General features: G+C 57.8%; 21 protein-coding genes and 3 pseudogenes. 9 read left to right on the top strand and 15 right to left on the bottom strand.

Annotated features, from left to right (window positions below):
- Positions 1-62: 62 nt before the first annotated feature.
- From aspS to ACVWXD_RS01480, 4 genes and pseudogenes are all read right to left on the bottom strand, one after another.
- A pseudogene (aspS, locus tag ACVWXD_RS01495) lies at positions 63-1839 on the bottom strand (aspartate--tRNA ligase).
- A 107-nt stretch (positions 1840-1946) separates the two neighbouring features.
- A complete protein-coding gene (locus ACVWXD_RS01490) occupies positions 1947-2168 on the bottom strand; it encodes an FmdB family zinc ribbon protein (RefSeq protein WP_401382289.1) in 222 nt (73 codons plus the stop codon).
- 179 nt (positions 2169-2347) lie between these two features.
- On the bottom strand, positions 2348-2689 hold the full coding sequence (locus tag ACVWXD_RS01485; protein ID WP_095185763.1) for a ribbon-helix-helix domain-containing protein: 342 nt from the start codon (positions 2687-2689) through the stop codon (positions 2348-2350).
- A gap of 180 nt (positions 2690-2869) precedes the next feature.
- Positions 2870-3343: a Dps family protein gene (locus ACVWXD_RS01480; protein WP_003193874.1), complete on the bottom strand. Its 474-nt coding sequence runs from the start codon at positions 3341-3343 to the stop codon at positions 2870-2872.
- 426 nt (positions 3344-3769) lie between these two features.
- On the opposite strand from ACVWXD_RS01480, the gene ACVWXD_RS01475 reads away from it, so the two are divergent.
- Positions 3770-4372, top strand: coding sequence for a cold-shock protein (locus tag ACVWXD_RS01475; RefSeq protein WP_032890906.1), 603 nt, complete (start codon positions 3770-3772; stop codon positions 4370-4372).
- A 69-nt stretch (positions 4373-4441) separates the two neighbouring features.
- On the opposite strand, the gene ACVWXD_RS01470 is transcribed toward ACVWXD_RS01475, so the two are convergent.
- Complete coding sequence (locus ACVWXD_RS01470) at positions 4442-4648, bottom strand: SlyX family protein (RefSeq protein WP_032890904.1); 207 nt, start codon at positions 4646-4648, stop codon at positions 4442-4444.
- Between the two features lie 3 nt (positions 4649-4651).
- Entirely contained in the window at positions 4652-5077 is a 426-nt protein-coding gene (locus ACVWXD_RS01465) for an HIT domain-containing protein (protein ID WP_099602811.1), read from the bottom strand.
- A gap of 742 nt (positions 5078-5819) precedes the next feature.
- On the opposite strand from ACVWXD_RS01465, the gene ACVWXD_RS01460 reads away from it, so the two are divergent.
- Complete coding sequence (locus ACVWXD_RS01460; RefSeq protein WP_032890901.1) at positions 5820-7160, top strand: OprD family porin; 1341 nt, start codon at positions 5820-5822, stop codon at positions 7158-7160.
- A gap of 268 nt (positions 7161-7428) precedes the next feature.
- On the opposite strand, the gene ACVWXD_RS01455 is transcribed toward ACVWXD_RS01460, so the two are convergent.
- Both ACVWXD_RS01455 and ACVWXD_RS01450 read right to left on the bottom strand, forming a co-directional pair.
- Positions 7429-8268, bottom strand: coding sequence for a mechanosensitive ion channel family protein (locus ACVWXD_RS01455; RefSeq protein ID WP_032890899.1), 840 nt, complete (start codon positions 8266-8268; stop codon positions 7429-7431).
- A gap of 136 nt (positions 8269-8404) precedes the next feature.
- Positions 8405-8890, bottom strand: a complete 486-nt coding sequence (locus tag ACVWXD_RS01450; RefSeq protein ID WP_003175814.1) for a YajQ family cyclic di-GMP-binding protein — start codon at positions 8888-8890, stop codon at positions 8405-8407.
- 123 nt (positions 8891-9013) lie between these two features.
- Between ACVWXD_RS01450 and ACVWXD_RS01445 the strand changes: the two genes are divergently transcribed.
- Genes ACVWXD_RS01445 through ACVWXD_RS01435 form a run of 3 tightly spaced genes read left to right on the top strand, consistent with a single transcriptional unit; the run spans position 9014 to position 12595 of the window.
- On the top strand, positions 9014-9931 hold the full coding sequence (locus ACVWXD_RS01445; protein ID WP_181639789.1) for a putative 2-dehydropantoate 2-reductase: 918 nt from the start codon (positions 9014-9016) through the stop codon (positions 9929-9931).
- Between the two features lie 46 nt (positions 9932-9977).
- Entirely contained in the window at positions 9978-12014 is a 2037-nt protein-coding gene (locus ACVWXD_RS01440; protein WP_032890895.1) for a sensor histidine kinase, read from the top strand.
- A gap of 2 nt (positions 12015-12016) precedes the next feature.
- A complete protein-coding gene (locus tag ACVWXD_RS01435) occupies positions 12017-12595 on the top strand; it encodes a cob(I)yrinic acid a,c-diamide adenosyltransferase (protein WP_457370611.1) in 579 nt (192 codons plus the stop codon).
- A gap of 77 nt (positions 12596-12672) precedes the next feature.
- Here the strand turns inward: ACVWXD_RS01435 and ACVWXD_RS01430 are convergent, their stop codons facing one another.
- The 3 genes and pseudogenes from ACVWXD_RS01430 to secA form a co-directional block, all read right to left on the bottom strand.
- Entirely contained in the window at positions 12673-13617 is a 945-nt protein-coding gene (locus ACVWXD_RS01430) for a Nudix family hydrolase (protein WP_457370610.1), read from the bottom strand.
- 18 nt (positions 13618-13635) lie between these two features.
- Positions 13636-14853, bottom strand: a complete 1218-nt coding sequence (gene argJ / locus ACVWXD_RS01425) for a bifunctional glutamate N-acetyltransferase/amino-acid acetyltransferase ArgJ (RefSeq protein ID WP_032890890.1) — start codon at positions 14851-14853, stop codon at positions 13636-13638.
- A 123-nt stretch (positions 14854-14976) separates the two neighbouring features.
- Positions 14977-17713: pseudogene (gene secA, locus ACVWXD_RS01420) on the bottom strand (preprotein translocase subunit SecA).
- Between the two features lie 294 nt (positions 17714-18007).
- Here secA and ACVWXD_RS01415 point away from each other — a divergent pair.
- Positions 18008-18463 (top strand): DUF721 domain-containing protein, encoded by a 456-nt coding sequence (locus ACVWXD_RS01415; protein WP_401382306.1) that lies wholly within the window; start codon positions 18008-18010, stop codon positions 18461-18463.
- 4 nt (positions 18464-18467) lie between these two features.
- Here ACVWXD_RS01415 and ACVWXD_RS01410 read toward each other — a convergent pair whose 3' ends face one another.
- The gene (locus tag ACVWXD_RS01410; RefSeq protein ID WP_032891084.1) at positions 18468-19946 is read right to left on the bottom strand and encodes a helicase HerA-like domain-containing protein; all 1479 of its coding nucleotides are present in this window, start codon (positions 19944-19946) and stop codon (positions 18468-18470) included.
- 189 nt (positions 19947-20135) lie between these two features.
- On the opposite strand from ACVWXD_RS01410, the pseudogene ACVWXD_RS01405 reads away from it, so the two are divergent.
- Together ACVWXD_RS01405 and ACVWXD_RS01400 are read left to right on the top strand one after the other, a co-directional pair.
- Positions 20136-21167 (top strand): annotated as a pseudogene (locus tag ACVWXD_RS01405) (HAMP domain-containing protein); the annotation flags it as partial.
- Positions 21168-21260: 93 nt separating this feature from the next.
- The gene (locus ACVWXD_RS01400) at positions 21261-22025 is read left to right on the top strand and encodes a methyl-accepting chemotaxis protein (RefSeq protein ID WP_371260758.1); all 765 of its coding nucleotides are present in this window, start codon (positions 21261-21263) and stop codon (positions 22023-22025) included.
- Positions 22026-22031: 6 nt separating this feature from the next.
- Here the strand turns inward: ACVWXD_RS01400 and ACVWXD_RS01395 are convergent, their stop codons facing one another.
- Both ACVWXD_RS01395 and purU read right to left on the bottom strand, forming a co-directional pair.
- The gene (locus ACVWXD_RS01395) at positions 22032-22202 is read right to left on the bottom strand and encodes a hypothetical protein (protein WP_163033193.1); all 171 of its coding nucleotides are present in this window, start codon (positions 22200-22202) and stop codon (positions 22032-22034) included.
- 86 nt (positions 22203-22288) lie between these two features.
- Positions 22289-23137, bottom strand: a complete 849-nt coding sequence (gene purU, locus ACVWXD_RS01390) for a formyltetrahydrofolate deformylase (protein ID WP_015885632.1) — start codon at positions 23135-23137, stop codon at positions 22289-22291.
- A 350-nt stretch (positions 23138-23487) separates the two neighbouring features.
- On the opposite strand from purU, the gene mvaT reads away from it, so the two are divergent.
- A complete protein-coding gene (mvaT, locus tag ACVWXD_RS01385) occupies positions 23488-23862 on the top strand; it encodes a histone-like nucleoid-structuring protein MvaT (RefSeq protein WP_003175830.1) in 375 nt (124 codons plus the stop codon).
- A gap of 89 nt (positions 23863-23951) precedes the next feature.
- On the opposite strand, the gene sbcB is transcribed toward mvaT, so the two are convergent.
- Complete coding sequence (sbcB, locus tag ACVWXD_RS01380; RefSeq protein WP_095185768.1) at positions 23952-25379, bottom strand: exodeoxyribonuclease I; 1428 nt, start codon at positions 25377-25379, stop codon at positions 23952-23954.
- Positions 25380-25445 lie beyond the last annotated feature (66 nt).

The raw sequence follows: 25445 nt of genomic DNA, 5'->3' as shown, positions 1-25445 counted from the left end.
GCGCATCCGAAGATGCGCCTTTTTGACTGCGTAAAACCCTATAGCGCTTTCACGCAGCAGCCTTACTCAGCCTTTGGCGTCTCGCGCAGACGGATGTGCAGTTCGCGCAGCGCCTTGGCATCCACCACACCCGGAGCCTGGGTCATGACGTCCGCAGCACTCTGGGTTTTCGGGAAGGCGATCACTTCACGGATCGACTGGGCACCGGTCATCAGCATCACCAGACGGTCGAGACCGAACGCCAGGCCACCGTGAGGCGGCGCGCCGTACTTCAGGGCGTCGAGAAGGAAGCCGAACTTCTCTTCCTGCTCCGCTTCGTTGATGCCCAACAGGCGGAATACCGCTTGTTGCATCTCTTTGCGATGGATACGGATCGAACCGCCACCCAGTTCGGTGCCGTTGAGCACCATGTCGTAGGCACGGGACAGTGCGCCAGCCGGGTTGGCTTCCAATTCCTCAGGCGAGCACTTCGGCGCGGTGAACGGATGGTGCAAGGCGCTGAAGCTGCCGTCGTCGTTCTCTTCGAACATCGGGAAGTCGACAACCCACATCGGTGCCCACTTGCAAGTCAGCAGGTCCAGGTCGTGGCCCAGCTTGATGCGCAGCGCGCCCAAGGCTTCGCTGACGATCTTGGCTTTGTCTGCACCGAAGAACACGATGTCGCCGTCGACCGCGCCCACGCGATCAAGAATCGCGTTGAGGTTGTCCAGCGGAATGTTTTTCACGATCGGCGATTGCAGACCGTCAACACCGTTGGCGCGCTCGTTGACCTTGATGTACGCCAGGCCCTTGGCACCGTAGATGCCGACAAACTTGGTGTAGTCGTCGATCTGCTTGCGCGGCATGCTCGCGCCGCCAGGCACGCGCAGGGCCGCGATGCGGCATTTAGGGTCGTTGGCCGGGCCGCTGAAAACTTTGAAATCAACTTCTTTCAGTTGGTCGGCAACGTCCACCAGTTCCAACGGGTTACGCAGGTCTGGCTTGTCGGAGCCGTAGCGGCGCATGGCTTCTTCGAAGGTCATGTGCGGGAATTCGCCGAACTCCAGGTCCAGCACTTCCTTGAACAGGTTGCGGATCATCTGCTCGGTCAGGCCCAATGATCTCTTTTTCATCGAGGAAACTGGTCTCGATGTCGATCTGGGTGAATTCCGGCTGGCGGTCGGCGCGCAGGTCTTCGTCGCGGAAGCACTTGGCGATCTGGTAGTAACGGTCGAAGCCGGCCACCATCAGCAGTTGCTTGAACAACTGCGGCGATTGCGGCAGAGCGAAGAACGAACCGGCGTGGGTACGGCTAGGCACCAGGTAGTCACGCGCGCCTTCCGGGGTGGCCCGGGTAAGGATCGGCGTTTCTACGTCAAGGAAGCCGTTTTCGTCGAGGAAGCGGCGGATGCTGGTGGTCATGCGCGAACGCAGACGCAGCTTCTCGGCCATTTCCGGACGACGCAAGTCGAGGAAGCGGTAGCGCAGGCGGGTTTCTTCGCCGACGTCGGAATATTCATTCAGTGGAAACGGCGGAGTTTCCGACTCGTTCAGCACTTCCAGCTCATAACCCAGCACTTCGATCGCACCGGACGCCATGTTCGCGTTCACGGCACCGGCCGGACGCAGGCGAACCTTGCCGGTGATCTTCACGACGTATTCGCTGCGCACACGGTCAGCGGCGGCGAAGCTCTCGGCGCGGTCCGGGTCAAATACCACTTGGGCCAGACCATCACGATCACGGATATCGAGGAAGATCACCCCGCCGTGGTCGCGGCGACGGTGAACCCATCCGCAAAGGGTAATTTCCTGACCTTCCAGGGTCTCGTTCAGTTGGCCGCAATAGTGGCTGCGCATCATGGTCGTGGTTTCACTTCTCGTAATTCGAAATTCGGTGGAGGCTTGCCTCGTCACCGCACAGTTAAGCAGGGGACGGATAATGCAGTAGCCTGCGCGTGGAGTTCAACTCAGTCTGTTTTGTCGCCGCCGGCCAGATTCTTCTTCGAGCCGGTCTTGAAATCGGTCTCGTACCAGCCGCTGCCGCTCAGGCGGAAGCCTGGCATGGACAACATCTTCTTGAGCTCGGGTGCCTGGCAGGCCGGGCAATCGACCAACGGCGCGGCGCTGATCTTCTGGATGGCTTCCAACTGATGTCCACAGGAAGCACATTGATAGTCGTACATGGGCATGGCGATGTCTCGGCGATCGATCGTTACTGTGCCGCGCCCGCTCTTGGAGTAGAGCAGAGGGAGAAAGCCCCGGCAGCAGCAAAGCGCGAGATTATATCTGGTAAATCGAGGCAGCGCAGCCGGCTTTCTGCCCGGAGCCTGGTCCACTTCGACGGCGGACCGGCCCCAAAGCCGACCGATCACTCAGGGTTTGGCGAGGCAACACGGCCTTTTAATAGATGAACCACGCACACAACCCTGACCAAGCCACTGAAGTTCTTCACACCTCCATACCGCAAGTGCACTTCCCGATCGACATAGGACAGCAGCGCACTGACAGAGCAGGCATTGATCCTGGCTATTTCCGTGAGGATGTTCCAATAGATCTGCTCGAGCCGCAGACAAGTGGAAAACCCATTGAGCCGTACCGATCGGGACATTGGCTTGGCCAGCCCCATATCGAACCCCTTGGCGAAGGGGTCGACGTTTATCTTATGAAAACCACCGGTTTCCATTACTCCAATATCCACTCCACGTGACATACACCTGACACTCCATTGCCAAACAGCAGCCCACGGGTCCTCCCATTGGGCAGTGACCCTATAAAACAGCAGGACGAGGCAGGCAGCCAGAAGACGGGACGTTGAAAGGCGTAGGACAACGCCAGGAAATGCATGGAAACAAGCAAGTGGCGCCGCGATGGCGCCACTCCGGGTCAACGACTACTGATTTTCGAGAAGAGAGCGCAGCATCCACGCGGTTTTCTCGTGAACCTGCATACGCTGAGTCAACAAGTCTGCAGTCGGCTCATCGCTGACTTTATCAAGCAGCGGGAAAATACCCCGCGCGGTCCGTGTGACAGCTTCCTGGCCCGCCACCAACTGCTTGATCATCTCTTCTGCGCTGGGTACGCCCTCTTCTTCCTTGATGGAAGACAGACGGGCATAGATCGAATAGGCGCCCGGCGCCGGAAAACCCAGGGCACGGATACGCTCGGCAATAGAGTCAACCGCCAGCGCCAGCTCGTTGTACTGCTCTTCGAACATCAAGTGCAGCGTCCGAAACATGGGGCCCGTGACGTTCCAATGGAAGTTGTGGGTCTTCAGGTACAGTACATAGGTATCGGAAAGCAGCCGTGAAAGCCCATCGACGATGGATTTACGATCTTCTTCACTGATACCGATATCGATTGCCATGTTTATCCCCTTCAATTGACAAGCATTCATTGATCAGGTGCAGGACCACTGTAGCAAGAGTGCTGCTGACGCGCAGCCCGCCAAGGACACGGTGCGGCAAATGGTCCTGCGCTTTACGCCCTCTTCGGCGGCAACCAAGCCCTTTGAGCTACGCAGGAAAATTCCCGCCAACCGCCCAAAAAACACCTGCACCTGTCTAGGACCAGCGTTTCACGCAGAAATGCCCCGCACCCTGCAAAGCACGAAAATGCTTGATTTGAGTAGGCACAGCCTTTGCTGTTAAATAGGCAGCGTGTCGCCGCCGTTTTTTCACGGCGAGCGGCATAGGCTGATACCCGTGCACGTGCCCAACGCCTCCCATTGTTCAGAAGCGAACCGTGCCAGTCAGCTCTTCCTTGTGATCCGTCTTAACGTGAGTTAATCAAAATGTTGAAAATCGTCCACCTGCTAACGGGCGTTGCAGCGTTGCTGCTGTCCTTTATCCCGAGCCTGCAGCCTGAAAGCCTGCCCTACCTGCAACAACATGACGCTCTGTACCTGGCCTTGTTCGGCCTTCTTAACCTGACGCTCGCCCCAGTAATCCCTTACTGGAACAAAGGCACGCGCCATCAACTGCAAAACCTGGTCAGCGCGCTGCTGGTACTGACCGTTGTCGTACAAACCCTCACCCTCCTGGCACCCATGCCTGAAGTCGGCGGCCACCCGGCCATCCTGCTCAGCCTGGTAATTGCTGTGGTCGCCATCGCTCTTCACCTGGCTATCAGCTTCTACCGCTCGTCCCCCGCGGCCGCGTCGCAAAACTACGACATGACCAATCGGGATACCGGTACCGTCAAGTGGTTCAACACATCCAAAGGCTTCGGCTTTATTTCCCGTGATTCGGGCGACGATATCTTCGTCCACTTCCGGGCCATTCGCGGCGAAGGCCATCGTGTTCTGGTTGAAGGCCAGCGCGTGGAGTTTTCCGTGATGAATCGCGACAAAGGCCTACAAGCCGAAGACGTGATCGCTGCATTGCCGCGTCGCTGATTCCAGCCGTCGCAGCAAAAAAACCGCGATCCAGCCTGGCTGGGTCGCGGTTTTTTTATTGCCTGTCGATCAGTAGTGAGGCGGCGGCGCTTCTTCTTCGGATGACTCGAATTGCCCGCCCATTTCTTCCTGGCGCTTAAGCAGCGCGGTCATCTGCAACTGCAGCCGTTCGACGGCCCGCTGCTGGGTGACCAGGATGTCATTCAGGGTTTCGATGGTGTCGTCCTGGAAGGCCAGGCGGCTTTCCAGTTCAGTGACGCGGTCTTGCAGATCCATGGTTCAGCCCTGGGTAAAGATAAAGTCGGCGGGCAGCAGCTCGCGCAGACGCGAACGAATGGCGGCCAGTTGCTCTTCAGTGTACGGCTGGGCCGGATGCTTGCCCCACACTGGAGCAGGCCAGGCAGCGTCATCACGCTTGCGTACGATCACATGCACATGCAATTGGCTGACGACGTTGCCCAGCGCGCCAATGTTCATCTTGTCGGCGGCCAACCCTTCGTTCAGCCACTGCGCCAAGGCCGTGGTCTCTTGCCACAGGGTATGTTGATCTGCGACATCCAGCTGAAACACTTCGCTGATACCGTTGATACGCGGCACCAGGATGAACCAGGGGTAGTTCGAATCATTGGACAGCAGCAGGCGGCACAGCGGGAAGTCCCCGATGACCAGTGTGTCTTGTTGCAAACGTTGATCTAAGGCGAACACCACGGGCACTCCGTTCGGAAGGTCAGTTTCAGGCGCCAGCATACCTATGAACGCGCCAGGCTTCACGGCGAATGGCAGCAACGTAACGCAAACCGATAAAAACCTGCACTCTTAAGAGGCAGGCAAATATTTGAGCTACGCTAATCCGGGCCTTTCAAGGGCGCACCAAAATGACCCACTTGTGCATCAAAGGGATCCGCCGACTACCCACTTGTAGGGTGAACCGGTAACGTTTTTCTCTGGCACAGTGTTTTAGTACCACCGAACAGGCGTAACCCATGCACGTCAAGCCCAAACAAAACGGCGTAAAAACCCCGTACTTATGAGGTTTTTACACGCCCACCACGCTTTTCACGAAAAAATGACATTCGGTTACCGGTTTGGGCGCGCTTGTTGCATTCACACTCACATCGTCGGCAACGACACCCGTTTGGAAGCAGGTGTTTCGCGATAAAAGAACAGCAGCGTTTCGATGCGCCCCACGGAAGGTTTCAAACTTCGAAAGAGGTCTGAAAACAGCATTGAAGTTGTCAGTCCCGTAACATTCAGGACTGTGAATTTGCGACATGGAGCTAGCAATTTACGACAGCCTCGTAAAGAAGCTGAAAGGAAAGTTTGGTAAGTATCGTCATTAGAGTCTGCGTGATATAACTTTGCGCCGACACAAAAAAGAAAGAGCCGCCCAGATAAAAATACAGGTGGGACGGCAGTACTCTTCCGAAAACCAAAGGAGCAAATCACGATGCGCGTGATGAAGTGGAGCATGATCGCCCTGGCTGTTTCTGCAGGCACCTCGCAGTTCGCAATCGCGTCCTCTCAGGACGACGCAAAGGGCTTTATCGAAGATAGCACCCTGACCGCGAAAACCCGTGCAATGTACATGAACCGTGACTACAAGGACGGCGTGGGTAACGTGCGTCGTGGTAACGGTACCTACACCACCGGCACCGACGACAAAGTCAGCGGCTACCGTCAAGACACCGGTATCAGCGAGTTGCTCACCTACCAATCCGGCTTCACCCAAGGCACCGTCGGCTTCGGCGTCGATGCCATGGCCATGGGCAGCTATAAGCTTGATGGCGGTGCGGGCCGTGCCGGTAACGGTCTGTTCGCAACCAATGGCGCTGGCGAGCCAGAATCCACTCAGTCCAAAGTGGCTGGGGCAGCGAAACTCCGCATCTCCGACACCGTGCTGAAATATGGTAACCAGTTCGTATCCAGCCCGGTTTTCACTACCGACGACGGCCGTCTGCTGCCTGAAGTCGCCACCGGCACCTTGATCACCAGCAACGAGATCAAAGGTCTGGAATTGACCGCTGGCCGCTTCACCGCACTGAGCGCGCAAACCGGCATGGGCCGTGACAGCATCAACGGTCGCAGCCGTGTTACCGGCAAGCAAAACCCAGGGCTGAGTGCAGCGAATATCGCTGGCTTTACCTACTCGGGCCTTGAGAACTTCATTTTCGCGTTCCACGCCTCCGATGTTGAAGACTACTGGAAGAAGCAGTACGTCAACGTCTTCTACACCCTGCCGCTGAGCGACAAGCAATCGTTGAGTTTCGACTTCAACGGCTACCGCAGCAAGGACGACGGCAAAAAGCTGAACGGCGACCTGGACAACCGCGTCTGGAGCCTGGCAGCTGCGTATAGCATCGACGCACACAAGTTCACCCTGGCTTACCAGCAGTCCTCTGGTAAAACCGGTTACAACTACGGTGTCGACGGTGGCGGTACCGTTTACCTGGCCAACTCCGTGCAAATCTCCGACTTCGTTGGCGAAGACGAGAAGTCCTGGCAGGCTCGCTACGACCTGAACATGGCCTCGTTCGGCGTGCCAGGTCTGAGCTTCATGACCCGTTACACTCGCGGTAGCAACGTTACCGTTGCAGATTCCAGCGATGGTAAAGAGCACGAGTGGGACGTGGAAGCCAAGTACGTACTGCAAGAAGGCCCGGCCAAAGGTCTGTCCTTCCGCGTTCGTAACGCAATCTACAGCGGCACCAATAGCGATTACCGCGCGACCAACTACGACAACCTGGTCGACACCCGTGTGATCGTAGAATACCCACTGAGCATCTTGTAATTTCAGTGGTCAGCTGATTGCGCTAACGCGTAACGCTAATAAAAACCGGCGCCCTTAATCAGGTCGCCGGTTTTTTTATGACCTACAAAAAGCGCTTCAATTTTACATAGCAAGCTAACTAAGAAAACCTAGGCTTACTAGTTGTGTTACTCGGCGTCGATTAAAACTTGATAGTTGCCAAAGGGGAGTGACAAAAAACAAGGGGCATGAAGCCCCTTGTCTTTAACAGCAATAGCTGACCAAGCGGCCAAGTTAATAAAGCAACTGATTACACAGCCGCTTCCTGAACCACACGAATAACCCGTTGCGGAAACGGAATATCAATCCCCGCCGCCTTTAAACGATCACGCGCCAGTTCATTGAGCATGAAGACTACATCCCAATAATCCGGGGTTTTGGTCCAGCAACGCAGGGAAACCGTGATAGAGCTATCGCCCAAGGTCGAGACCACCGCAACCGCTGCAGGATCAGTCAGTACACGGGGATCTTTTGACAGTTCCAGAAGCACGTCACGGGCTTTTTGCAGGTCGGCGTCATAATCCACGCCCACATCAAACACCACCTTGCGGGTCGGCTGACGGTTGGTGTTGGTGATGATGCCGTTGGACAGGATGCCGTTAGGTACGATCACGGTCTTGTTGTCGCCAGTGCGCAGCACGGTGTGGAAGATCTGGATGCTGTCGACAGTGCCCGAGGTGCCTTGGGCTTCGATCCAGTCACCAATGCGGAATGGGCGGAACAACAGAATCAGCACGCCACCGGCGAAGTTGGCCAGGCTGCCCTGCAATGCCAGGCCAATGGCCAGGGTCGCGGCACCGATGGCCGCCACGAACGAGGTAGTCGCCACGCCGATCATCGACGCGACACTGACAATCAGCATGACCTTCAGCGCAATGTTCGCCAGGCTGGTGATGAAGTGTTGCAGCGCCAGGTCCGCGTTACGCAGAGCCAGCAAGCGACCTACACGGTGGGTCAATACGTTGATCAGCCACCAGCCAATGGCCAGGGTGATCACTGCCAGTAGTACTCGGCTGCCGTATTCCATGATCATCGGGATCCACGACTGTGAGGTCTTGATCAGGTGATCCACTTCAGCATTGAAATCCATCTATCGTCTCCTGTTTGGCGGATGTGCGGCTTTATTGACGGCCTAAAAACGCAAATGAGCCCCGTAGGGCTCAAGTGCAGGCACAGGTTATGGGGCGTGGGACGTCAAAATCGCCCGCTGGTTCCCCAAAATGCCATCAGTCGCGGAAGTTATTGAACTGCAGCGGCATGTCAAAGGTTTTGGCGCGCAGGGCAGCGATGGCCTCTTGCAGGTCATCACGTTTCTTGCCAGTGACGCGAACCTGCTCACCCTGGATGGCCGCCTGGACTTTCAGCTTGGCGTCCTTGATATGGGCGACGATCTTCTTCGCCAGCTCCTTGTCGATGCCTTCCTTTAACACTGCTTCCTGCTTCATCAGCTTGCCGGAAGCGTAGGCGTCCTTGATTTCAAGGCATTGCGCGTCGATCTTGCGCTTGACCAACGACAGCTTGAGGATCTCGATCATCGCTTCCAGCTGGAAATCGGCTTCAGCGGTCAGGTTGACGGTCAGTTCCTTTTCCTTGAACTCGAAGCTGCCCTTGCCCTTCAGGTCATAGCGACGGTCCAGCTCCTTGACGGCGTTCTCGACGGCGTTGGTGACTTCGTGTTTGTCCAGTTCAGATACCACGTCGAACGAAGGCATGTGATTTCTCCAATATAAGGGGCGGGTTCAGTAGAGATGGAGCGCGCCCGAGCTAAAATGCCGGGGCATTATAGCGGTTCTTTCGCCCCGTTCACCGCAGGCGACCCTACGGAGCACAAACTGATGTCGACCACCTGGCATATTCTCGGCGCCGGCAGCCTTGGCACACTCTGGGCCACGCGCTTGGCTCGCGCCGGCCTGCCTGTGAGGATGATCCTGCGCGATAAGGCGCGCCTTGCCAGCTATCAGGCCGGTAAGGGGCTGACGTTGGTCGAACACGGTATAGAAAAGACTTATCCGGTGATTGGCGAAACGCCTGACAACCCCGAGCCGATTCATCGCCTGCTGGTTGCGTGCAAAGCCTACGACGCCCAGAGCGCCGTCGCACATTTGCAGCATCGCCTGTCGCCACACGCCGAGCTGGTCCTTTTGCAAAACGGCCTTGGCAGCCAGGACGCAGTGGTTGCTCAGTTCCCCCAAGCACGCTGCATCTTCGCCTCCAGCACCGAAGGCGCGTTTCGCGACCGTGACTGGCGCGTAGTGTTTGCAGGCCATGGCTACACCTGGCTGGGAGATGCAGCCCACCCTGCCCCACCGCTGTGGCTGAACGACCTTCACGCCGCCGGGATCCCCCACGAATGGAGCACCGACATTCTGACCCGGCTATGGCGCAAGCTAGCGCTCAATTGCGCGATCAACCCGCTGACCGTGCTTTACCAGTGCCGCAACGGCGAACTGCAAACCCATCAATGTGAAGTGGCAACCCTGTGCGCTGAACTCGGTGAGCTGCTGGAATGTTGTGGCCAACCCGCCGCCGCGCTGGACCTGCAACACGAAGTGGAACGGGTGATCCACGCCACAGCCGCTAACTACTCTTCCATGTACCAGGACGTCGCCAACGCCCGCCGCACCGAAATCAGTTACCTGTTGGGCTATGCTTGCCAGGCGGCCGCACGCCACCAATTGAACCTGCCGCATTTGCAGCAGTTGCAGGTGCGTTTGATTGATCAGTTAGTTGCACGCGGATTGCCCCGCGACTGAGCCACGCGCTACCCTGCCCGCCTGTCTATCACCTGGGATAACCCTGATGCCGCTGCGCCAGCGCCTCGAAAATCTACCGGTTGGGCAGAAACTGCTGGCCGCCCTGTTGGTGTTGTTGACCACCGTATTGCTGGTGGCCAACCTGACCTTTATCAGCGCCGCGTACTGGATTTCCCAGGAAAGCATGGCACCTCAGGCGTTGCAGGCCATCGGTCGCCTGGTATCCAACCCGGGCCTCGCCGCCGAAGCGCTCGAATCCCCCGCCCAAGCCGATGCCCTGCTCAGTGAGCTGACCAGCTATTCGCCATTACGCGCCGCTGCCCTGTATGACGGCGAAGGCAACCGCCTGGCGCAGATGCAACACGGTGATCGCCTGCACTTGCCGGACAACTATCGGCATATCGAGGCGTGGCGTGTTACCGAGTTTCGCAGTAACCAGATCATCACCCTGCCCCGGGCAGGCCAGCCTTCCGGGCATTTGCTGCTGGTGGCCAGCAGCGAACTGCCGGTGGCCTTCTACACCGGCACGCTGACGGCCAGCCTGGGTATCCTGATTTTCAGTGTGCTGCTATGGCTGATCATCGCCCGGCAGATCAAGCGCCTGATTACCCGGCCGATCCACGAATTGGAAGAACTGTCGCGCCAAGTAACCCGCGAAGAGAACTACGCCCTGCGCGCCGGCCGTGGTAACCGCGATGAAATCGGCAGCCTGGCCGAAGCCTTCAACACCATGCTGTCGCGTATCGAAGCTCGCGAACAGCAGCTCAAGCGCGCACGGGACGACTCCCAGGCCGCTTACGACCAAGCCCAAGGCCTGGCCGAAGAAACACGCCATACCAACCGAAAGTTGGAGCTGGAAGTCCAGGTTCGCAGCAAGATCGAGAAAAAACTCACCGGTTTTCAAAACTACCTGAACAGCATCATCGACTCGATGCCCTCGGCGCTGATCGCCCTGGACGAACAACTCTACGTCACCCAGTGGAATCAGGAGGCCAGCGCGCTTTCCGGTACGCGCCTGGATGAAGCGCTGAATCAGCCGATCTACCTCGCTTTTCAACCGCTCAAGCCGTACCTGCCGCAGATCAAGGCTACGGTGGAGCAGCACACGGTAGAACGCATCGAGCGTGTCACCTGGATCAAGGATGATGAACCCAAGCATTACGCCCTGACCTTCTACCCGCTAATGGGCGGTGCCGGGCGGGGCGTGGTGATCCGTATCGACGACATCACTCAGCGTCTGTCCCTGGAAGAAATGATGGTGCAGTCGGAAAAAATGCTCTCGGTCGGTGGGCTTGCCGCCGGTATGGCTCACGAGATCAACAATCCGCTGGGGGCGATCCTGCATAACGTGCAGAACATCCGGCGCCGGCTGTCGTCCGACCTTCCCAAAAACCTGGAATTCGCCGAGCAGGCAGGTATCGAACTGGAAAAGATCAACCGCTACCTGGAAGGCCGTGAGGTGCCACAACTGCTGGATGGCATCCAGCAAGCCGGTGCGCGAGCGGCCAAGATCGTCACTCACATGCTCAGCTTCAGCCGCCGCAGCAACCGGCAGATGGCGCCTTGCGACCTGCCGGCGCTGATCGACCAGGCCGTGGAAATTGCCGGTAACGACTTCGATCTGGCCATCGGTTTCGACTTCAAGGGCCAGGCGATCATTCGTCAGTTCGACCCCCAACTGGGCCCGGTGCCCGGCACTGCCAACGAGCTGGAACAAGTACTGCTCAACCTGCTAAAAAACGCAGCCCAGGCCATTCATCTGCGTGAAGACGATCGCGAACCGGGGCGCATCATCCTGCGCACACGTCTTAACCCGCCGTGGGCAGAGATTCAGGTGGAAGACAATGGTATCGGCATGAGTGAGAACGTACGTAAACGCACTTTCGAGCCGTTCTTCACCACCAAAGAGATCGGCCAGGGCACTGGGCTTGGGCTTTCGGTTTCTTACTTCATCGTCACCAACAACCACAAAGGGCAGATGGAGGTGCATTCCACCCTCGGTCAAGGCACCTGTTTTACCCTGCGCTTACCCTTGGCGGGCAGCCAACTGCCGCCCAATGAACTGACCCAACTGGAGCACTGACCATGGGCTTTCGCCTGTCGAAGATTTACACCCGTACTGGAGACACAGGCGAAACCGGCCTCGGCGACGGTCGCCGTGTACCCAAGGACCACCCGCGAGTTGAGGCCATCGGTGAAGTCGATTCGCTGAACAGCCAACTGGGATTATTACTGGCGGGCCTGGAAGAGCAGAGTGGCAAGCATCCGGAACTCAAAGATGTGATCGAGGTACTGACCCCATGCCAACATCGATTATTCGACCTCGGCGGTGAGCTGGCGATGCCGGTGTACAAGGCGCTGAACGCAGCGGAAGTGGATCGGCTGGAGGCCGCGATTGATCGCTGGAATGAAGAGGTCGGGCCGCTGGAAAACTTCATCCTGCCCGGTGGCTCGGCGTTGATCGCCCAGGCCCATGTGTGTCGCAGCCTGGCGCGCAGTGCGGAGCGGCGCTGTCAGCACCTCAACGCGGTGGAGCCGTTAGAGGGAGTGGGGTTGGCGTATATCAATCGGCTGTCGGATTTGCTGTTTGTGGCGGCGCGGGTGATTGCCAGGCGCCAGGGGGTTGCGGAGATTTTGTGGCAGGCGGCGGCTAAGCCACACTGATGATGATTCGCTGACTGACAGGGCCTGATCGGGGGCAAGTCGAATCGTCGCACCCGATGAGGCCCGCCAGAGCAGCTTCAAACTTGTGGCCAGAACGCCCTGATACCCGCTACACCCTGAGCCCCAACTTCCCAAGCCTGTTCCCGATCAGCAGGTCCAACCCCACCCAACAGAAACACCGGTTTGCTGAAGCCACGGATCAACTCTGCCGCCTGCTCCCAACCCAAAGGCATGGCATCAGGGTGGGTTTGGGTCGGCTGCACCGGCGACAGCGTGACAAAATCCACGTCCATCATTTCTGCCAGCGCCAGTTCTTCAGCGTTGTGGCAGGAAGCAGCCAACCAACGGTCTTTCGGCAGCGGCCGGCCCTTGCTCGCGTATTTGCGCAGTTGCGCCGAGGTCATGTGCCAACCGGCGGCAGGAAAATCCCCCAGCCATTCAAACGGTCCTTTAAGCATCAACTGCGCCTTGCCAGCGCACAGACCCACCGCATCTACCGCGAGGTCGCGGTATTTGGGATCGTAACCGTTCGGCGCACGCAGTTGGACCAGCTTGATGCCGCCCGCGACAGCCTTCTGAATCCCGCGTAACAGCGTCGGGGTTTCGAGTTCGCCGGGGGTGATCAGGTAATCGGCAGGCAAGCGCGCGGCGGCAACGATTGGAGCGTTAGCGGCCGGGAACTCGTAGTTGAGCAAATCCCGAGGCGCCACCCATTCCAGGGGTTGCCCTTCGACACCGTGGGGCTCGCCGGTAAAAGCCGAGACTTCCCAGACATCCAGCAAGATCTGCTTGTCCGGATAGTCATGCTGCACCTTGATCAACGGCCGAGCCTTGGCGACCTGGATACCCAGTTCTTCCTGTAATTCACGGGACAGGGCCGAGGCGACCGACTCACCGGCCTCCACCTTGCCACCGGGAAACTCCCAGAGACCGCCCTGATGCTGGGTATCCGCGCGGCGCGCCAGCAGGATCCTGCCGTCGACACCGCGGATCACCGCTGCTGCTACATGCACTCGTTTCACCGCGGTTATCCTCTTCTATCAGGTACGGTATTCCGCGTTGATCTTCACGTACTCGTGGGACAGGTCGGTGGTCCAGATGGTTTCGCTGCAATCGCCGCGGCCCAACTCGATGCGGATGGTGATTTCTTCCTGCTGCATCACCGCCGAGCCCTGTGCTTCGGTATAGCTCTCTGCACGGGCGCCACGGCTGGCGATGCACACGTCACCGAGGAACACGTCGATCTTGCTCACGTCCAGATCCGGCACACCAGCACGGCCAACGGCGGCGAGGATGCGGCCCCAGTTGGGGTCGGAGGCGAACAGTGCCGTCTTGATCAGCGGCGAGTGGGCCACGGTGTAGCCGACATCCAGGCATTCCTGGTGATTGCCGCCGCCGTTGACTTCAACCGTCACGAACTTGGTGGCGCCTTCGCCGTCACGCACGATGGCCTGGGCCACGTCCATGCACACTTCGAACACAGCCTGCTTCAATGCCGCGAACAGCGGGCCGCTGGCCTCGGTAATTTCCGGCAGATCAGCTTTGCCGGTAGCGATCAGCATGCAGCAGTCATTGGTCGAGGTATCGCCATCGATGGTAATGCGGTTAAACGACTTGTTGGCGCCGTCGAGGATCAGGCTGTGCAGCACGTCGCGGGAAACTTTGGCGTCGGTAGCAATGTAGCCGAGCATGGTTGCCATGTTCGGGCGGATCATGCCCGCGCCTTTACTGATACCGGTCACGGTGACGGTCACGCCGTCGTGCACGAACTGACGGCTCGCGCCTTTCGGCAGGGTGTCCGTGGTCATGATGCCAGTGGCGGCGGCCGCCCAGTTATCCACAGACAGGTCGTCCAACGCGGCCTGCAAGGCGCCTTCGATTTTCTCAACCGGCAGCGGCTCGCCGATGACACCGGTGGAGTAAGGCAACACTTGGCTGGCATCCACGCCAGTCAACTGGGCCAGCTTGGCGCAGGTACGCGCAGCAGCGACCAGACCAGGCTCACCGGTGCCTGCGTTGGCATTGCCAGTGTTAGTCAGCAGGTAACGGATGGAGCCGGCAACGCGCTGCTTGGCCAGGATCACCGGAGCGGCACAGAAGGCGTTGAGGGTGAAAACACCGGCGACGGTCGAACCTTCGGCACAGCGCATCACCACCACATCCTTGCGCCCCGGGCGCTTGATGCCGGCCGACGCGATACCGAGCTCAAAACCGGCAACCGGGTGCAATGTGGGCAAAGGACCAAGACCAACAGCCATGAACGCGCTCCTTAAAGATAAATGATGTCTGTGCCGTCGTGATCGACGGTGAAATTAATGGCAAAACGCCGCGACGGCAGAGGCCGGTCGCGGCGCTAGGTATTGCAGCGTCAGGCGAAAATCTTATTCGATCTGGCCGTGGCAGTGTTTGAATTTCTTGCCCGAACCGCAGTAGCACAGTTCGTTGCGGCCCAGCTTCTGGTCATTGCGAACCGGCGCCTGAGCCAAGGCCACATCGACCTCTTCGCCCAACACCTCAGGCGCTTCCAGACCCGGCGCTTCGTCGTGCTGGAACTGCATGCGCGCAGCCAGTGCCTCGGCCTCCTGACGCAGGCGAGCCTCTTCCTCGATCGGGTCTTCGCGGCGCACCTGAACGTGGGACAGCACGCGAATCGAATCGCGCTTGATCGAATCCAGCAACTCGGAGAACAGCGTGAAAGACTCGCGCTTGTACTCTTGCTTCGGGTTCTTCTGGGCGTAACCACGCAGGTGGATGCCGTGACGCAGGTGGTCCATGGTCGACAGGTGGTCTTTCCACAGGTCGTCCAGCACGCGCAGTACGATTTGTTTCTCGAAGGTGCGCAGTGCTTCGGCACTCGCCTGCTCTTCTTTCTCGTTGTACGCGGCCAGCAGCTCGGCCATCAGCTTCTCGCGCAGCGTCTCCTCGTACAGGTGATCGTCTTCGTCGAGCCATCGCTGGACCGGCAAGTCGACACCGAAGTCGCTCTTCAACGCGGCTTCCAGACCAGCAACATCCCACTGCTCTGGCAGGGACTGTGGCGGGATGTGTGCACTGACGGTCGCGTTGAGCACGTCCTGACGGAAATCGGCGATGGTCTCGCCAATGTTGTCAGCGGCCAGCAACGTGTTACGCATGTGATAAATCACTTTACGCTGTTCGTTGTTGACGTCGTCGAACTCAAGCAGTTGCTTACGAATATCGAAGTTACGGCCTTCAACCTTGCGCTGGGCCTTCTCGATGGCGTTGGTCACCATACGGTGCTCGATCGCTTCACCGGACTGCATACCCAAGGCTTTCATGAAGTTCTTCACCCGATCCGAGGCGAAGATGCGCATCAGGCTGTCTTCCAGAGACAGGTAGAAGCGGCTGGAACCGGCGTCACCCTGACGGCCGGCACGACCACGCAGTTGGTTGTCGATACGGCGCGATTCGTGACGCTCGGACGCGATCACCTGCAAACCACCGGATTCGAGCACGGCCTGGTGGCGTTTCTGCCAGTCAGCCTTGATCTGGGCGATCTGCTCAGGGGTAGGGTTGTCCAGGGAGGCGACTTCCACTTCCCAGTTACCGCCCAACAGGATGTCAGTACCACGACCGGCCATGTTGGTGGCGATAGTCAGTGCGCCTGGGCGACCGGCCTGGGCAATGATCTCAGCTTCTTTTTCGTGGAACTTGGCGTTAAGAACCTTGTGCTCGATACCTTCCTTGTTGAGCAGGTTAGACACGTGCTCGGAAGTCTCGATGGTGGCGGTACCCACCAGGATCGGGCGGCCCTGGGCCATGCCGTCCTTGATGTCGTTGATGATCGCCGCGTACTTCTCTTCGGCGGTCAGGAACACCAGGTCATTGAAATCTTTACGCGCCAGCGGCTTGTTCGGTGGGATCACCATCACGGCCAGGTTGTAGATCTGGTGGAATTCGAACGCTTCGGTGTCCGCAGTACCGGTCATGCCGGACAGTTTGTTATACAGACGGAAGTAGTTCTGGAAGGTGGTGGAGGCCCAACGTCTGGCTTTCGGCCTGAATGTTGAGCATTTCCTTGGCTTCGATGGCCTGGTGCAGGCCTTCGGACAGACGACGACCCGGCATGGTACGGCCGGTGTGTTCGTCAACCAATACCACTTGGCCATCTTGCACGATGTATTCGACGTTGCGATGGAACAGCTTGTGGGCGCGCAGGCCCGCATACACGTGGGTCAACAGGCCCAGGTTGTGCGCCGAGTACAGGCTCTCGCCCTCAGCCAGCAGGCCGATCTGGGTCAGCATGTCTTCGACGAACTGGTGACCGGCTTCGTTGAGTTCGACCTGGCGGGTCTTCTCGTCGATGGAGAAGTGACCTTCTTTGGTCACAACGCCTTCCACTTCTTCGATGTGCTGCTCCAGACGCGGGATCAACTTGTTGATCTCTGTGTACAGGCGCGAGCTGTCTTCGGCCTGGCCGGAGATGATCAGTGGGGTACGGGCTTCGTCGATGAGAATGGAGTCGACTTCGTCGATCACGGCAAAGTTGAGTTCACGCTGGAATTTTTCATCCATGCTGAACGCCATGTTGTCGCGCAAGTAGTCGAAACCGAATTCGTTGTTGGTGCCGTAGGTAATGTCGCACGCGTAAGCAGCGCGCTTCTCTTCCGGCGGCTGGAACGGCGTTACTACGCCGACGGCCAGGCCGAGATATTCATACAGCGGGCGCATCCAGTTGGCGTCCCGGCGAGCCAGGTAGTCGTTCACCGTCACAACGTGCACGCCCTTGCCGGACAGTGCGTTGAGGTAAACACCCAGAGTAGCTACCAGGGTCTTGCCTTCACCGGTACGCATTTCGGCAATCATGCCTTCATGCAAGGTCATGCCGCCGATCAACTGGACGTCGAAGTGGCGCATGCCCATGACACGCTTACCGGCTTCACGGGCAACCGCAAAGGCTTCGGGAAGCAGCTTGTCGAGGGTTTCACCTTTGGCTATGCGGGCCTTGAACTCTTGGGTCTTGGCGCGCAATTGCTCGTCCGACAGGGCAACCATCTGCTCTTCGAAGGCATTGACCAGCTGCACCGTCTTGAGCATGCGTTTGACTTCGCGCTCATTCTTGCTTCCAAAAAGTTTCTTTAACAAAGGCGCAAACATATCGGCAGGTTCTTCCACACATAGGGATGGAGGGCGCACCGTGAGTGGCCCGAGCAGCCCTCACGGCCGCATGCGAACGCGCATTCTACCCGGAATCGTGGGTGAGGAAAGTGGCGTTGTTCCCCGATGCTGGCATGGTGCTGTGAGAGGGCTTGTTTAAAATAAGGGCTTTTGCGCGAACTTCAACCCATGGAGCCGATTGATTTCCTGGGAAACCGCCCGGCAATGCATTGTCAGGGGCCGCGCAGACGCATTCTGCTAAGATGGCCGCTCTGTTACTTAAGGTGTCCAATCATGGCATTTCGCCCTCTTACAGCCCGCGCGCCCAGCGTGTTGCTTCGCGAAGCCAAGCCGCTGAAAGCCATCTTTGGCCATGCGCAACGCTTGGGCCATTTGCAACGCATGCTCGAAAGCCAACTACAACCCGCCGCCCGCGAGCATTGCCACGTGGCGTCGTGGCGTGAAGGTAATTTGCTATTGATTGTCACAGACGGTCATTGGGCGACCCGTTTGCGCTATCAGCAAAAACGCCTGCAGCGTCAATTGATGGCATTCGATGAGTTCGCCAGCTTGACGCGTATCCAGTTCAAGGTACAGCCACCGACCGTCCAGCAAGGCGCAGTCGGACACACTCTGGACCTGTCGGAGCATGCGGCCGAGACGATTCAGGCCACGGCCGACGGCATCAACGATCCAGGCTTGCGCGCCGCGCTTGAGCGCTTGGCCGCCCATGGCAAGCCCAAGGCCTGAGGCACTACTTGCGCTTACTGCCGCCCAGCAAAGACCCCAACAAACCACGCACCAATTGACGCCCCATCTGGTTGGCCGCCTGCTGCATCGCTGACTTCAGCGCCTTGCCTGCGGTTGTTCCAAGGAACGCCCCAGCTTTGTCCGTGAAGCTGGGCTCCTCGGCGCCCTGCCGGGGCTCTTCGTTAGGCCCAAGCTCCTTGCGCGCCATCAACACTTCATAGGCGGACTCCCGATCAATCGGCTTGTCATAGCGACCCTGCAACGGTGAAGTGGCCACCAATGCGGCACGCTCTGCCGCACTGAGCGGCCCGATGCGCGATTGCGGCGGCGCGACCAATACGCGCTGAACGACCTCCGGCGTGCCTTTTTCCTGCAGCGTACCCACCAATGCCTCACCGGTGCCCAGCTCAGTCAAAACCGATAACGCATCGAATGTCGGGTTGGGGCGGAAGCCGTCCGCTACCGCCCGCAAGGATTTCTGCTCTTTCGTGGTGAACGCCCGCAGGCCGTGCTGCACCCGTAAACCGAGTTGCGCCAGCACGGTATCCGGCAAGTCGCCCGGCGATTGAGTGACGAAATACACCCCCACCCCCTTGGAACGAATCAGCCGCACCACTTGCTCCAAGCGATCTTGCAAAGCCTTGGGAGTGTCGGCAAACAAGAGATGCGCTTCGTCGAAGAACAGCGCCAGCAGCGGTTTGTCCGCATCACCGCGCTCCGGAAGTTGTTCGAACAATTCTGCCAACAGCCACAACAGGAAGGTCGCATACACCTTCGGCGCTTCATGCACCAGGCGGCTAGCGTCCAACAAGTGAATACGTCCGCGCCCATCGCCTGTGGGCTGCAAGATGTCTTCAAGCTGCAAGGCCGGCTCACCAAACAACGCCTCGGCACCCTGCTGTTCCAAGACAGCCAAGCGCCGCAACAGCGCCTGACTGGAGCCTGTGGTCATCAGCGCCGCGTCTTCGCCAAGCAGTTCCGGGTGGTAGCGAAGGTGATTGAGAAGTGCCTTGAGATCCTTGAGATCCAGCAGCAATAGGCCTTCGCGATCCGCCACCTTGAATGCGGCATAAAGGGCCGACTGCTGGCTGTCAGTCAGCTCCAACAAACTGCCAAGCAACAACGGCCCCATCTCACTGATGGTGGTGCGCAACGGATGACCGGACTGCCCATGGATATCCCACAGCGTGACGGGGTAAGCCTTGGCCGTGTAATTAAGGAAAGGCATCCCGGCAATGCGCTCGGCCACCTTGCCCTGAGGGTTGGCGGCGGCACCCAGGCCACAGAGGTCGCCTTTGATATCAGCCGCAAATACTGCGACGCCCGCATCACTGAAGGCTTCGGCCAGGCGTTGCAACGTGACGGTCTTGCCTGTGCCCGTGGCGCCGGCGATCAACCCGTGGCGGTTGGCAAGGCGCATGGCCTGGGCAATTGGCTGGCCATCAAGACCGGCACCGATAAGAAGTTGTGTGGAGTCAGGCATTTCGTCACCCATGGTTAATCTTTAGTGCCGCCAGGTCGATAAGAGAGATGTGAGACCCATAAAGTCTAAAAATCGCTCAGATATCTCCTACAGGGACCAACGGAAATATCAAACTTTTTTACGCTACCCTTCCGCGTGTTCCACAAGGACGCGCTTTGGATATTAAGACCTTAGCGGACCCTTCAAGCTATGAATAAAAATCTGCGTTTCAGCCACAAGATCCTGCTTGCAGCCTCCCTTATCGTCATCGCGGCCTTCGCTCTATTCACCCTCTACAACGACTACCTGCAACGTAACGCCATTCGTGAAGACCTCAACAGCTACCTGCACGAAATGGGCGATGTCACCGCAAGCAACATTCAAACCTGGCTCACCGGGCGTATTGCGCTGGTGGAAAACGCTGCACAAAACATCGCTATCAACCCTGAGCCTTCGACCGTTGCCAGCCTGCTGGAACAGAAAACCCTGACGTCGTCCTTCATGGCAACCTACGTTGGTGACAGCAAAGGGGCCTTCACCATTCGCCCCGACACCAAGATGCCGGATGGCTTCGACCCACGTGTTCGCCCCTGGTACAAGGGCGCCCAGAGCAGCAACGGCTCGACCCTGACCGAGCCGTATATCGACGCCGCTACAGGTCAATTGATCATTTCCATCGCCACCCCCAGCGCCAAAGGCGGCCAGAGCATTGGCGTGGTGGGCGGCGACCTGAGCCTGCAAACCCTGGTGGATAACATTGGCGCGCTGAACTTCGGTGGCATGGGCTACGCGTTCCTGGTCAGCGCCGACGGCAAAGTGCTGGTACACCCGGACAAAAGCCTGGTGATGAAAACCCTGGCCGACATGTATCCAAAAAGCACGCCGAAGATCAGCGGCGACTTCAGTGAAGTTCAAGCCAATGGCAAGGACAACATCGTGACCTTCACACCGATCAAAGGCCTGCCGTCGGTGAACTGGTACCTGGGTATTTCGGTGGATAAAGACAAATCCTTCGCCATGCTCAGCGAATTTCGCACCTCAGCGGTGATCGCCACGATCATTGCTGTAGTGATCATCATTGCCCTGCTGGGCATGCTGATTCGCGTCCTGCTGCAACCGCTGCATGTGATGACCCGCGCCATGCAGGACATCGCCGACGGCGAAGGTGACCTGACGCGTCGCCTGACCATCCAGAACCACGATGAGTTCGGCATCCTGGGTAATGCCTTCAACAGCTTCGTGGAGCGTATTCACACGTCCATCCGCGAAGTGTCCTCGGCCACCGAGCAGGTGAATGAAGTAGCACTGCGGGTTGTCAGCGCATCCAACTCGTCGATGGTCAACTCCGACGAACAGGCCAACCGCACCAACAGCGTGGCTGCTGCCATCAATGAACTGGGCGCCGCAGCTCAGGAAATCGCGCGTAATGCCGCGCAAGCCTCCAACCAGGCCAGCGATGCGCGGCATTTGGCCGAAGACGGTCAACAGGTGGTTGAGCGCAATATCAAGGCGATGACTGAGTTGTCCGCGATGATCAGCGCCTCCAGCAGCAATATAGAAGCGCTTAACAGCAAGACAGTGAACATCGGCCAGATTCTCGAAGTGATCACCAGCATTTCCCAGCAAACCAACCTGCTGGCGCTGAACGCTGCGATTGAAGCGGCACGTGCCGGTGAAGCAGGACGCGGGTTTGCAGTCGTCGCCGACGAAGTGCGCAACCTGGCACACCGCACCCAGGAATCGGCGCAACAAGTACAAAAGATGATTGAGGAACTTCAAGTCGGCGCCCGAGAGTCGGTCAGCACCATGAGCGAAAGCCAGCGACACAGTCATGACAGCGTGGAAATCGCTAACCTGGCCGGTGAGCGTCTTAACAGCGTCACCCAACGTATTGGGGAAATCGACGGCATGAACCAGTCAGTGGCGACTGCTACTGAGGAGCAGACCTCGGTCGTAGAGTCGATCAACATGGACATCACTGAAATCAACACCCTCAATCAGGAAGGCGTGGAAAACCTGCAATCGACCCTGCGCGCGTGCTCCGACCTGGAACAGCAGGCGGCACGGTTGAAACAATTGGTGGGCAGCTTCCGGATCTGATTCGCTTTATTTTGCGGCGGGATCTGACTTGGCCTGCTCGCGTTCCCATAACTCGGCGGCACCGGGAAATTCGGTGCCGTCCTCACTGTCCAGATCTTCCGGGTCGTAACGGCTCAAGCACCCCTCACCTAGTGTCGACGGTGCTTTGGAGGTGGCTTTTTCCAGTGGGTCACTCATCGATCAATCCTCAACGACAGACAAAGAAAAAGGGCCTGCAACGATTTAACGCCCAGGCCCTTTTTTCTTCAATCAAAACGGCTTGATCAGAACACGACGGTCTTGTTGCCGTGCACCAGCACGCGGTCTTCCAGGTGGTAACGCAGGCCACGGGCCAGCACCATCTTCTCGACATCGCGACCGAAGCGCACCATGTCCTCGATGCTGTCGCTATGGCTGACACGCACCACGTCCTGCTCGATAATCGGGCCGGCATCCAGCTCTTCGGTGACGTAATGGCAAGTTGCACCAATCAACTTCACGCCACGCAGAGACGCCTGATGGTAAGGCTTGGCCCCCACAAAGGACGGCAGGAAGCTATGGTGAATGTTGATCACCTTGCCGGCGTATTCGCGGCACAGTTCCGGCGGCAGGATCTGCATGTAGCGCGCCAGCACCACCACGTCAGCCTCATGCTGCTTCACCAGGCGAGAAACCTCGGCGAATGCAGGCTCCTTGTCCTGAGGGTTGACCGGCACATGGTAGTAAGGGATGCCATGCCACTCGACCATGCTGCGCAGGTCGTCATGGTTTGAGATTACGCACGCGATCTCGCAGTCCAGTTCGTCACTGTGCCAGCGGTGCAGCAAGTCGGCCAGGCAGTGAGATTCGCGGCTTGCCATCAACACCACGCGCTTCTTCTGCTCGGTGTCGGTGATATGCCAAGTCATCGAGAACTCTTCAGCGATTGGCGCAAATGCCTCGCGAAAAGCCTCAAGGCCAAAGGGCAGTGTGTCGGCACGAATTTCGTGACGCATGAAGAACCAACCGCTGAGATTGTCCGAGTGATGGCTCGCCTCAGTAATCCAGCCGTTATGGGAGGCCAGAAAATTACTGACCTTGGCAACGATGCCGACCCGGTCCGGGCAAGCAATCACCAGCCGAAAAGTGCGCATTAGGGGGAAACTCCAGAACTTCGCAAAGGCCGCCATTCTAGCGATTGTGCAGAAAAACTGCAGTATTCAATGAGCCTTATTCTGATCCGCCCCCGAGGCACATCCCTTAATAGCGTATGGTTTTACCACCCCTATATGAACGAACAGCGCAGGCTGACGCAGTTATACAAAAAATTAACGGCATTATCTTCAGGTGCATCACCTACTTAATTAACTCGATTGCATAGCGCATTCACAAACATTCAAAGTAATTCACCTAAATGCAGTCTTAAATGTTTACTTGAGCAAATCGCCTGACTATTATTAGGCCACTATCCCTGTCAATCAGCGTTCTACATAAGGTAGTCCACATGTCTCTGATCAACGAATACCGCGCCACCGAAGAAGCTATCAAAGAGCTGCAAGCTCGTTTGAAGAACCTGTCCCAAGACGACAAACTGAAAACCGAGCTGGAATTCGAAGGCAAACTGCGCACCCTCATGGGTGAGTACTCCAAATCCCTGCGTGACATCATCGCGCTGCTGGACCCAGAGTCGAAAGTTAAAGCTCCACGTGGCGCTGTGAAAACTACCGGCACCAAACGTGCTCGCAAAGTCAAACAATACAAAAACCCGCACAACGGCGAAGTGATTGAAACCAAAGGTGGCAACCACAAAACTCTGAAAGAGTGGAAAGCCAAGTGGGGCGGTGACGTGGTTGAAGGTTGGGCTACCCTGCTGGGCTAAGCTTCACCAGGTCTGCGCCTGATGCGCGACCCATTAAAAACGCCAGCTTGCTGGCGTTTTTTATTGATCGTATTTTTTACAAACCTCTATCACAGGTCCATACGAGCAGCTAAAGAGTCGGCATATTCCTGCCATTGCTCCAGCACCTGCTGCTGAAACGGCGTCGCACTAACCATCAACTCCAGTCGCGCTTGATTAAATGCCTCAAGGGTATTCGGTGCGCCAAATTCGGAATTTGACAAACGCTGCTGACAGAAAAATTTCCAGCGTTGTAGCTCTTCGCTGTTCAACGTATCGGGGAAGTTACGCGCCCGGTAGCGAAACAATAATTCAGGCAGACGGTGATCATCAAAAGGCCACTGCTGACGAGCTAATTGCGCAGGTTCAGCCGCGCGAATTTGCTCACATAACCGTCGATCACGATCCCCGATAAAACCCTCGTAAAGCTGCTGTTCGGGATCGACACTCGGTGCAAAATCTTCCTCGCCGTAAATAACTGCCAATTTATCGAGCCAAAGTTCCTGTGCGTCAGTTAGCCGCAGAGCCCGTGACTGGAAAACATTCATGTCCAATTGCAGGCGCTCACGATCTTCGACCCGCAGTACGTTCAAGGGCGCAACCACGGGGCAGCGGTTGATATGCACCAGTTTGAGCGGTACCGGCAACTCACCTTCTGCGAGCTCATCACGGCGGGTGTACAAGCGTCGACGCAAAATGTCGGCATCCATATCCAACAGCCCCTGAGGATCGAGCCCAAGGTCGCAGACAATCAGCGCGTTGCGGTTGCGGGGGTGCCAGGCCAGGGGCAGCACAATGCCCAGGTAATGACGTTCGGCGGAAAACCGCCCGGAGATATGCACCATCGGTTGCAGCAATCGCACTTGGTCCATTACCCGTTGTTTGCTGCGTAGTTGAAACAGCCAATCATAGAGCTTGGGCTGTTTCTCGCGCACCAATCGAGCCAGGGCGATTGTGGCGCGCACGTCGGATAACGCATCGTGGGCCTGACCATGGTCGATACCATTGGCGGCAGTCAGACGCTCAAGCTTGAGGGTCACGCGCCCGTCCTGCTGCGGCCACTCGATACCTTCCGGGCGCAGGGCATAAGCGGTGCGAACCACGTCGATCAAGTCCCAACGACTATTACCGCCCTGCCATTCGCGCGCATAAGGGTCGAAAAAATTGCGATACAGGCTGTAGCGCGTCATTTCATCGTCAAACCGCAACGTGTTATAGCCGGCACCGCACGTCCCCGGAGCCGCCAGTTCGGCATGTACGCGAGTCATGAAATCAGCCTCCGCCAGGCCCTTTTCGGCCAGAATGGCAGGGGTGATCCCGGTAATGGCACAGGCGGCGGGATGGGGCAGGATATCGTCGCTGGGCTGGCAGTAAATGTTGACAGGTGGGCCGACCTCGTTCAGTTCGAGATCCGTACGAATGCCAGCTACCTGGAGCGGTCGATCGCTACGCGGGTTGATGCCGGTGGTTTCGTAGTCGTACCAGAAAATGGAGGTCACGGGCTATTCCTGTGCTGAAGATCCACAAAGTCTAGGCGTTGAGCCCTGTTCGGGGCCAGCACCAAA

Source organism: Pseudomonas sp. TE3911 (genome assembly GCF_054062775.1).
This window is presented reverse-complemented; position numbering and strand designations above follow the sequence as displayed.

What these genes read in the sequence shown, in the direction of transcription:
- ACVWXD_RS01490 (WP_401382289.1), bottom strand. Translation starts at nt 2,168, where the DNA reads ATGCCCATGTACGACTATCAATGTGCTTCCTGTGGACATCAGTTGGAA.
- ACVWXD_RS01485 (WP_095185763.1), bottom strand. Translation starts at nt 2,689, where the DNA reads ATGTCACGTGGAGTGGATATTGGAGTAATGGAAACCGGTGGTTTTCAT.
- ACVWXD_RS01480 (WP_003193874.1), bottom strand. Translation starts at nt 3,343, where the DNA reads ATGGCAATCGATATCGGTATCAGTGAAGAAGATCGTAAATCCATCGTC.
- ACVWXD_RS01475 (WP_032890906.1), top strand. Translation starts at nt 3,770, where the DNA reads ATGTTGAAAATCGTCCACCTGCTAACGGGCGTTGCAGCGTTGCTGCTG.
- ACVWXD_RS01470 (WP_032890904.1), bottom strand. Translation starts at nt 4,648, where the DNA reads ATGGATCTGCAAGACCGCGTCACTGAACTGGAAAGCCGCCTGGCCTTC.
- ACVWXD_RS01460 (WP_032890901.1), top strand. Translation starts at nt 5,820, where the DNA reads ATGCGCGTGATGAAGTGGAGCATGATCGCCCTGGCTGTTTCTGCAGGC.
- ACVWXD_RS01455 (WP_032890899.1), bottom strand. Translation starts at nt 8,268, where the DNA reads ATGGATTTCAATGCTGAAGTGGATCACCTGATCAAGACCTCACAGTCG.
- ACVWXD_RS01450 (WP_003175814.1), bottom strand. Translation starts at nt 8,890, where the DNA reads ATGCCTTCGTTCGACGTGGTATCTGAACTGGACAAACACGAAGTCACC.
- ACVWXD_RS01445 (WP_181639789.1), top strand. Translation starts at nt 9,014, where the DNA reads ATGTCGACCACCTGGCATATTCTCGGCGCCGGCAGCCTTGGCACACTC.
- ACVWXD_RS01440 (WP_032890895.1), top strand. Translation starts at nt 9,978, where the DNA reads ATGCCGCTGCGCCAGCGCCTCGAAAATCTACCGGTTGGGCAGAAACTG.
- ACVWXD_RS01435 (WP_457370611.1), top strand. Translation starts at nt 12,017, where the DNA reads ATGGGCTTTCGCCTGTCGAAGATTTACACCCGTACTGGAGACACAGGC.
- argJ (WP_032890890.1), bottom strand. Translation starts at nt 14,853, where the DNA reads ATGGCTGTTGGTCTTGGTCCTTTGCCCACATTGCACCCGGTTGCCGGT.
- ACVWXD_RS01415 (WP_401382306.1), top strand. Translation starts at nt 18,008, where the DNA reads ATGGCATTTCGCCCTCTTACAGCCCGCGCGCCCAGCGTGTTGCTTCGC.
- ACVWXD_RS01410 (WP_032891084.1), bottom strand. Translation starts at nt 19,946, where the DNA reads ATGCCTGACTCCACACAACTTCTTATCGGTGCCGGTCTTGATGGCCAG.
- ACVWXD_RS01400 (WP_371260758.1), top strand. Translation starts at nt 21,261, where the DNA reads ATGGTCAACTCCGACGAACAGGCCAACCGCACCAACAGCGTGGCTGCT.
- ACVWXD_RS01395 (WP_163033193.1), bottom strand. Translation starts at nt 22,202, where the DNA reads ATGAGTGACCCACTGGAAAAAGCCACCTCCAAAGCACCGTCGACACTA.
- purU (WP_015885632.1), bottom strand. Translation starts at nt 23,137, where the DNA reads ATGCGCACTTTTCGGCTGGTGATTGCTTGCCCGGACCGGGTCGGCATC.
- mvaT (WP_003175830.1), top strand. Translation starts at nt 23,488, where the DNA reads ATGTCTCTGATCAACGAATACCGCGCCACCGAAGAAGCTATCAAAGAG.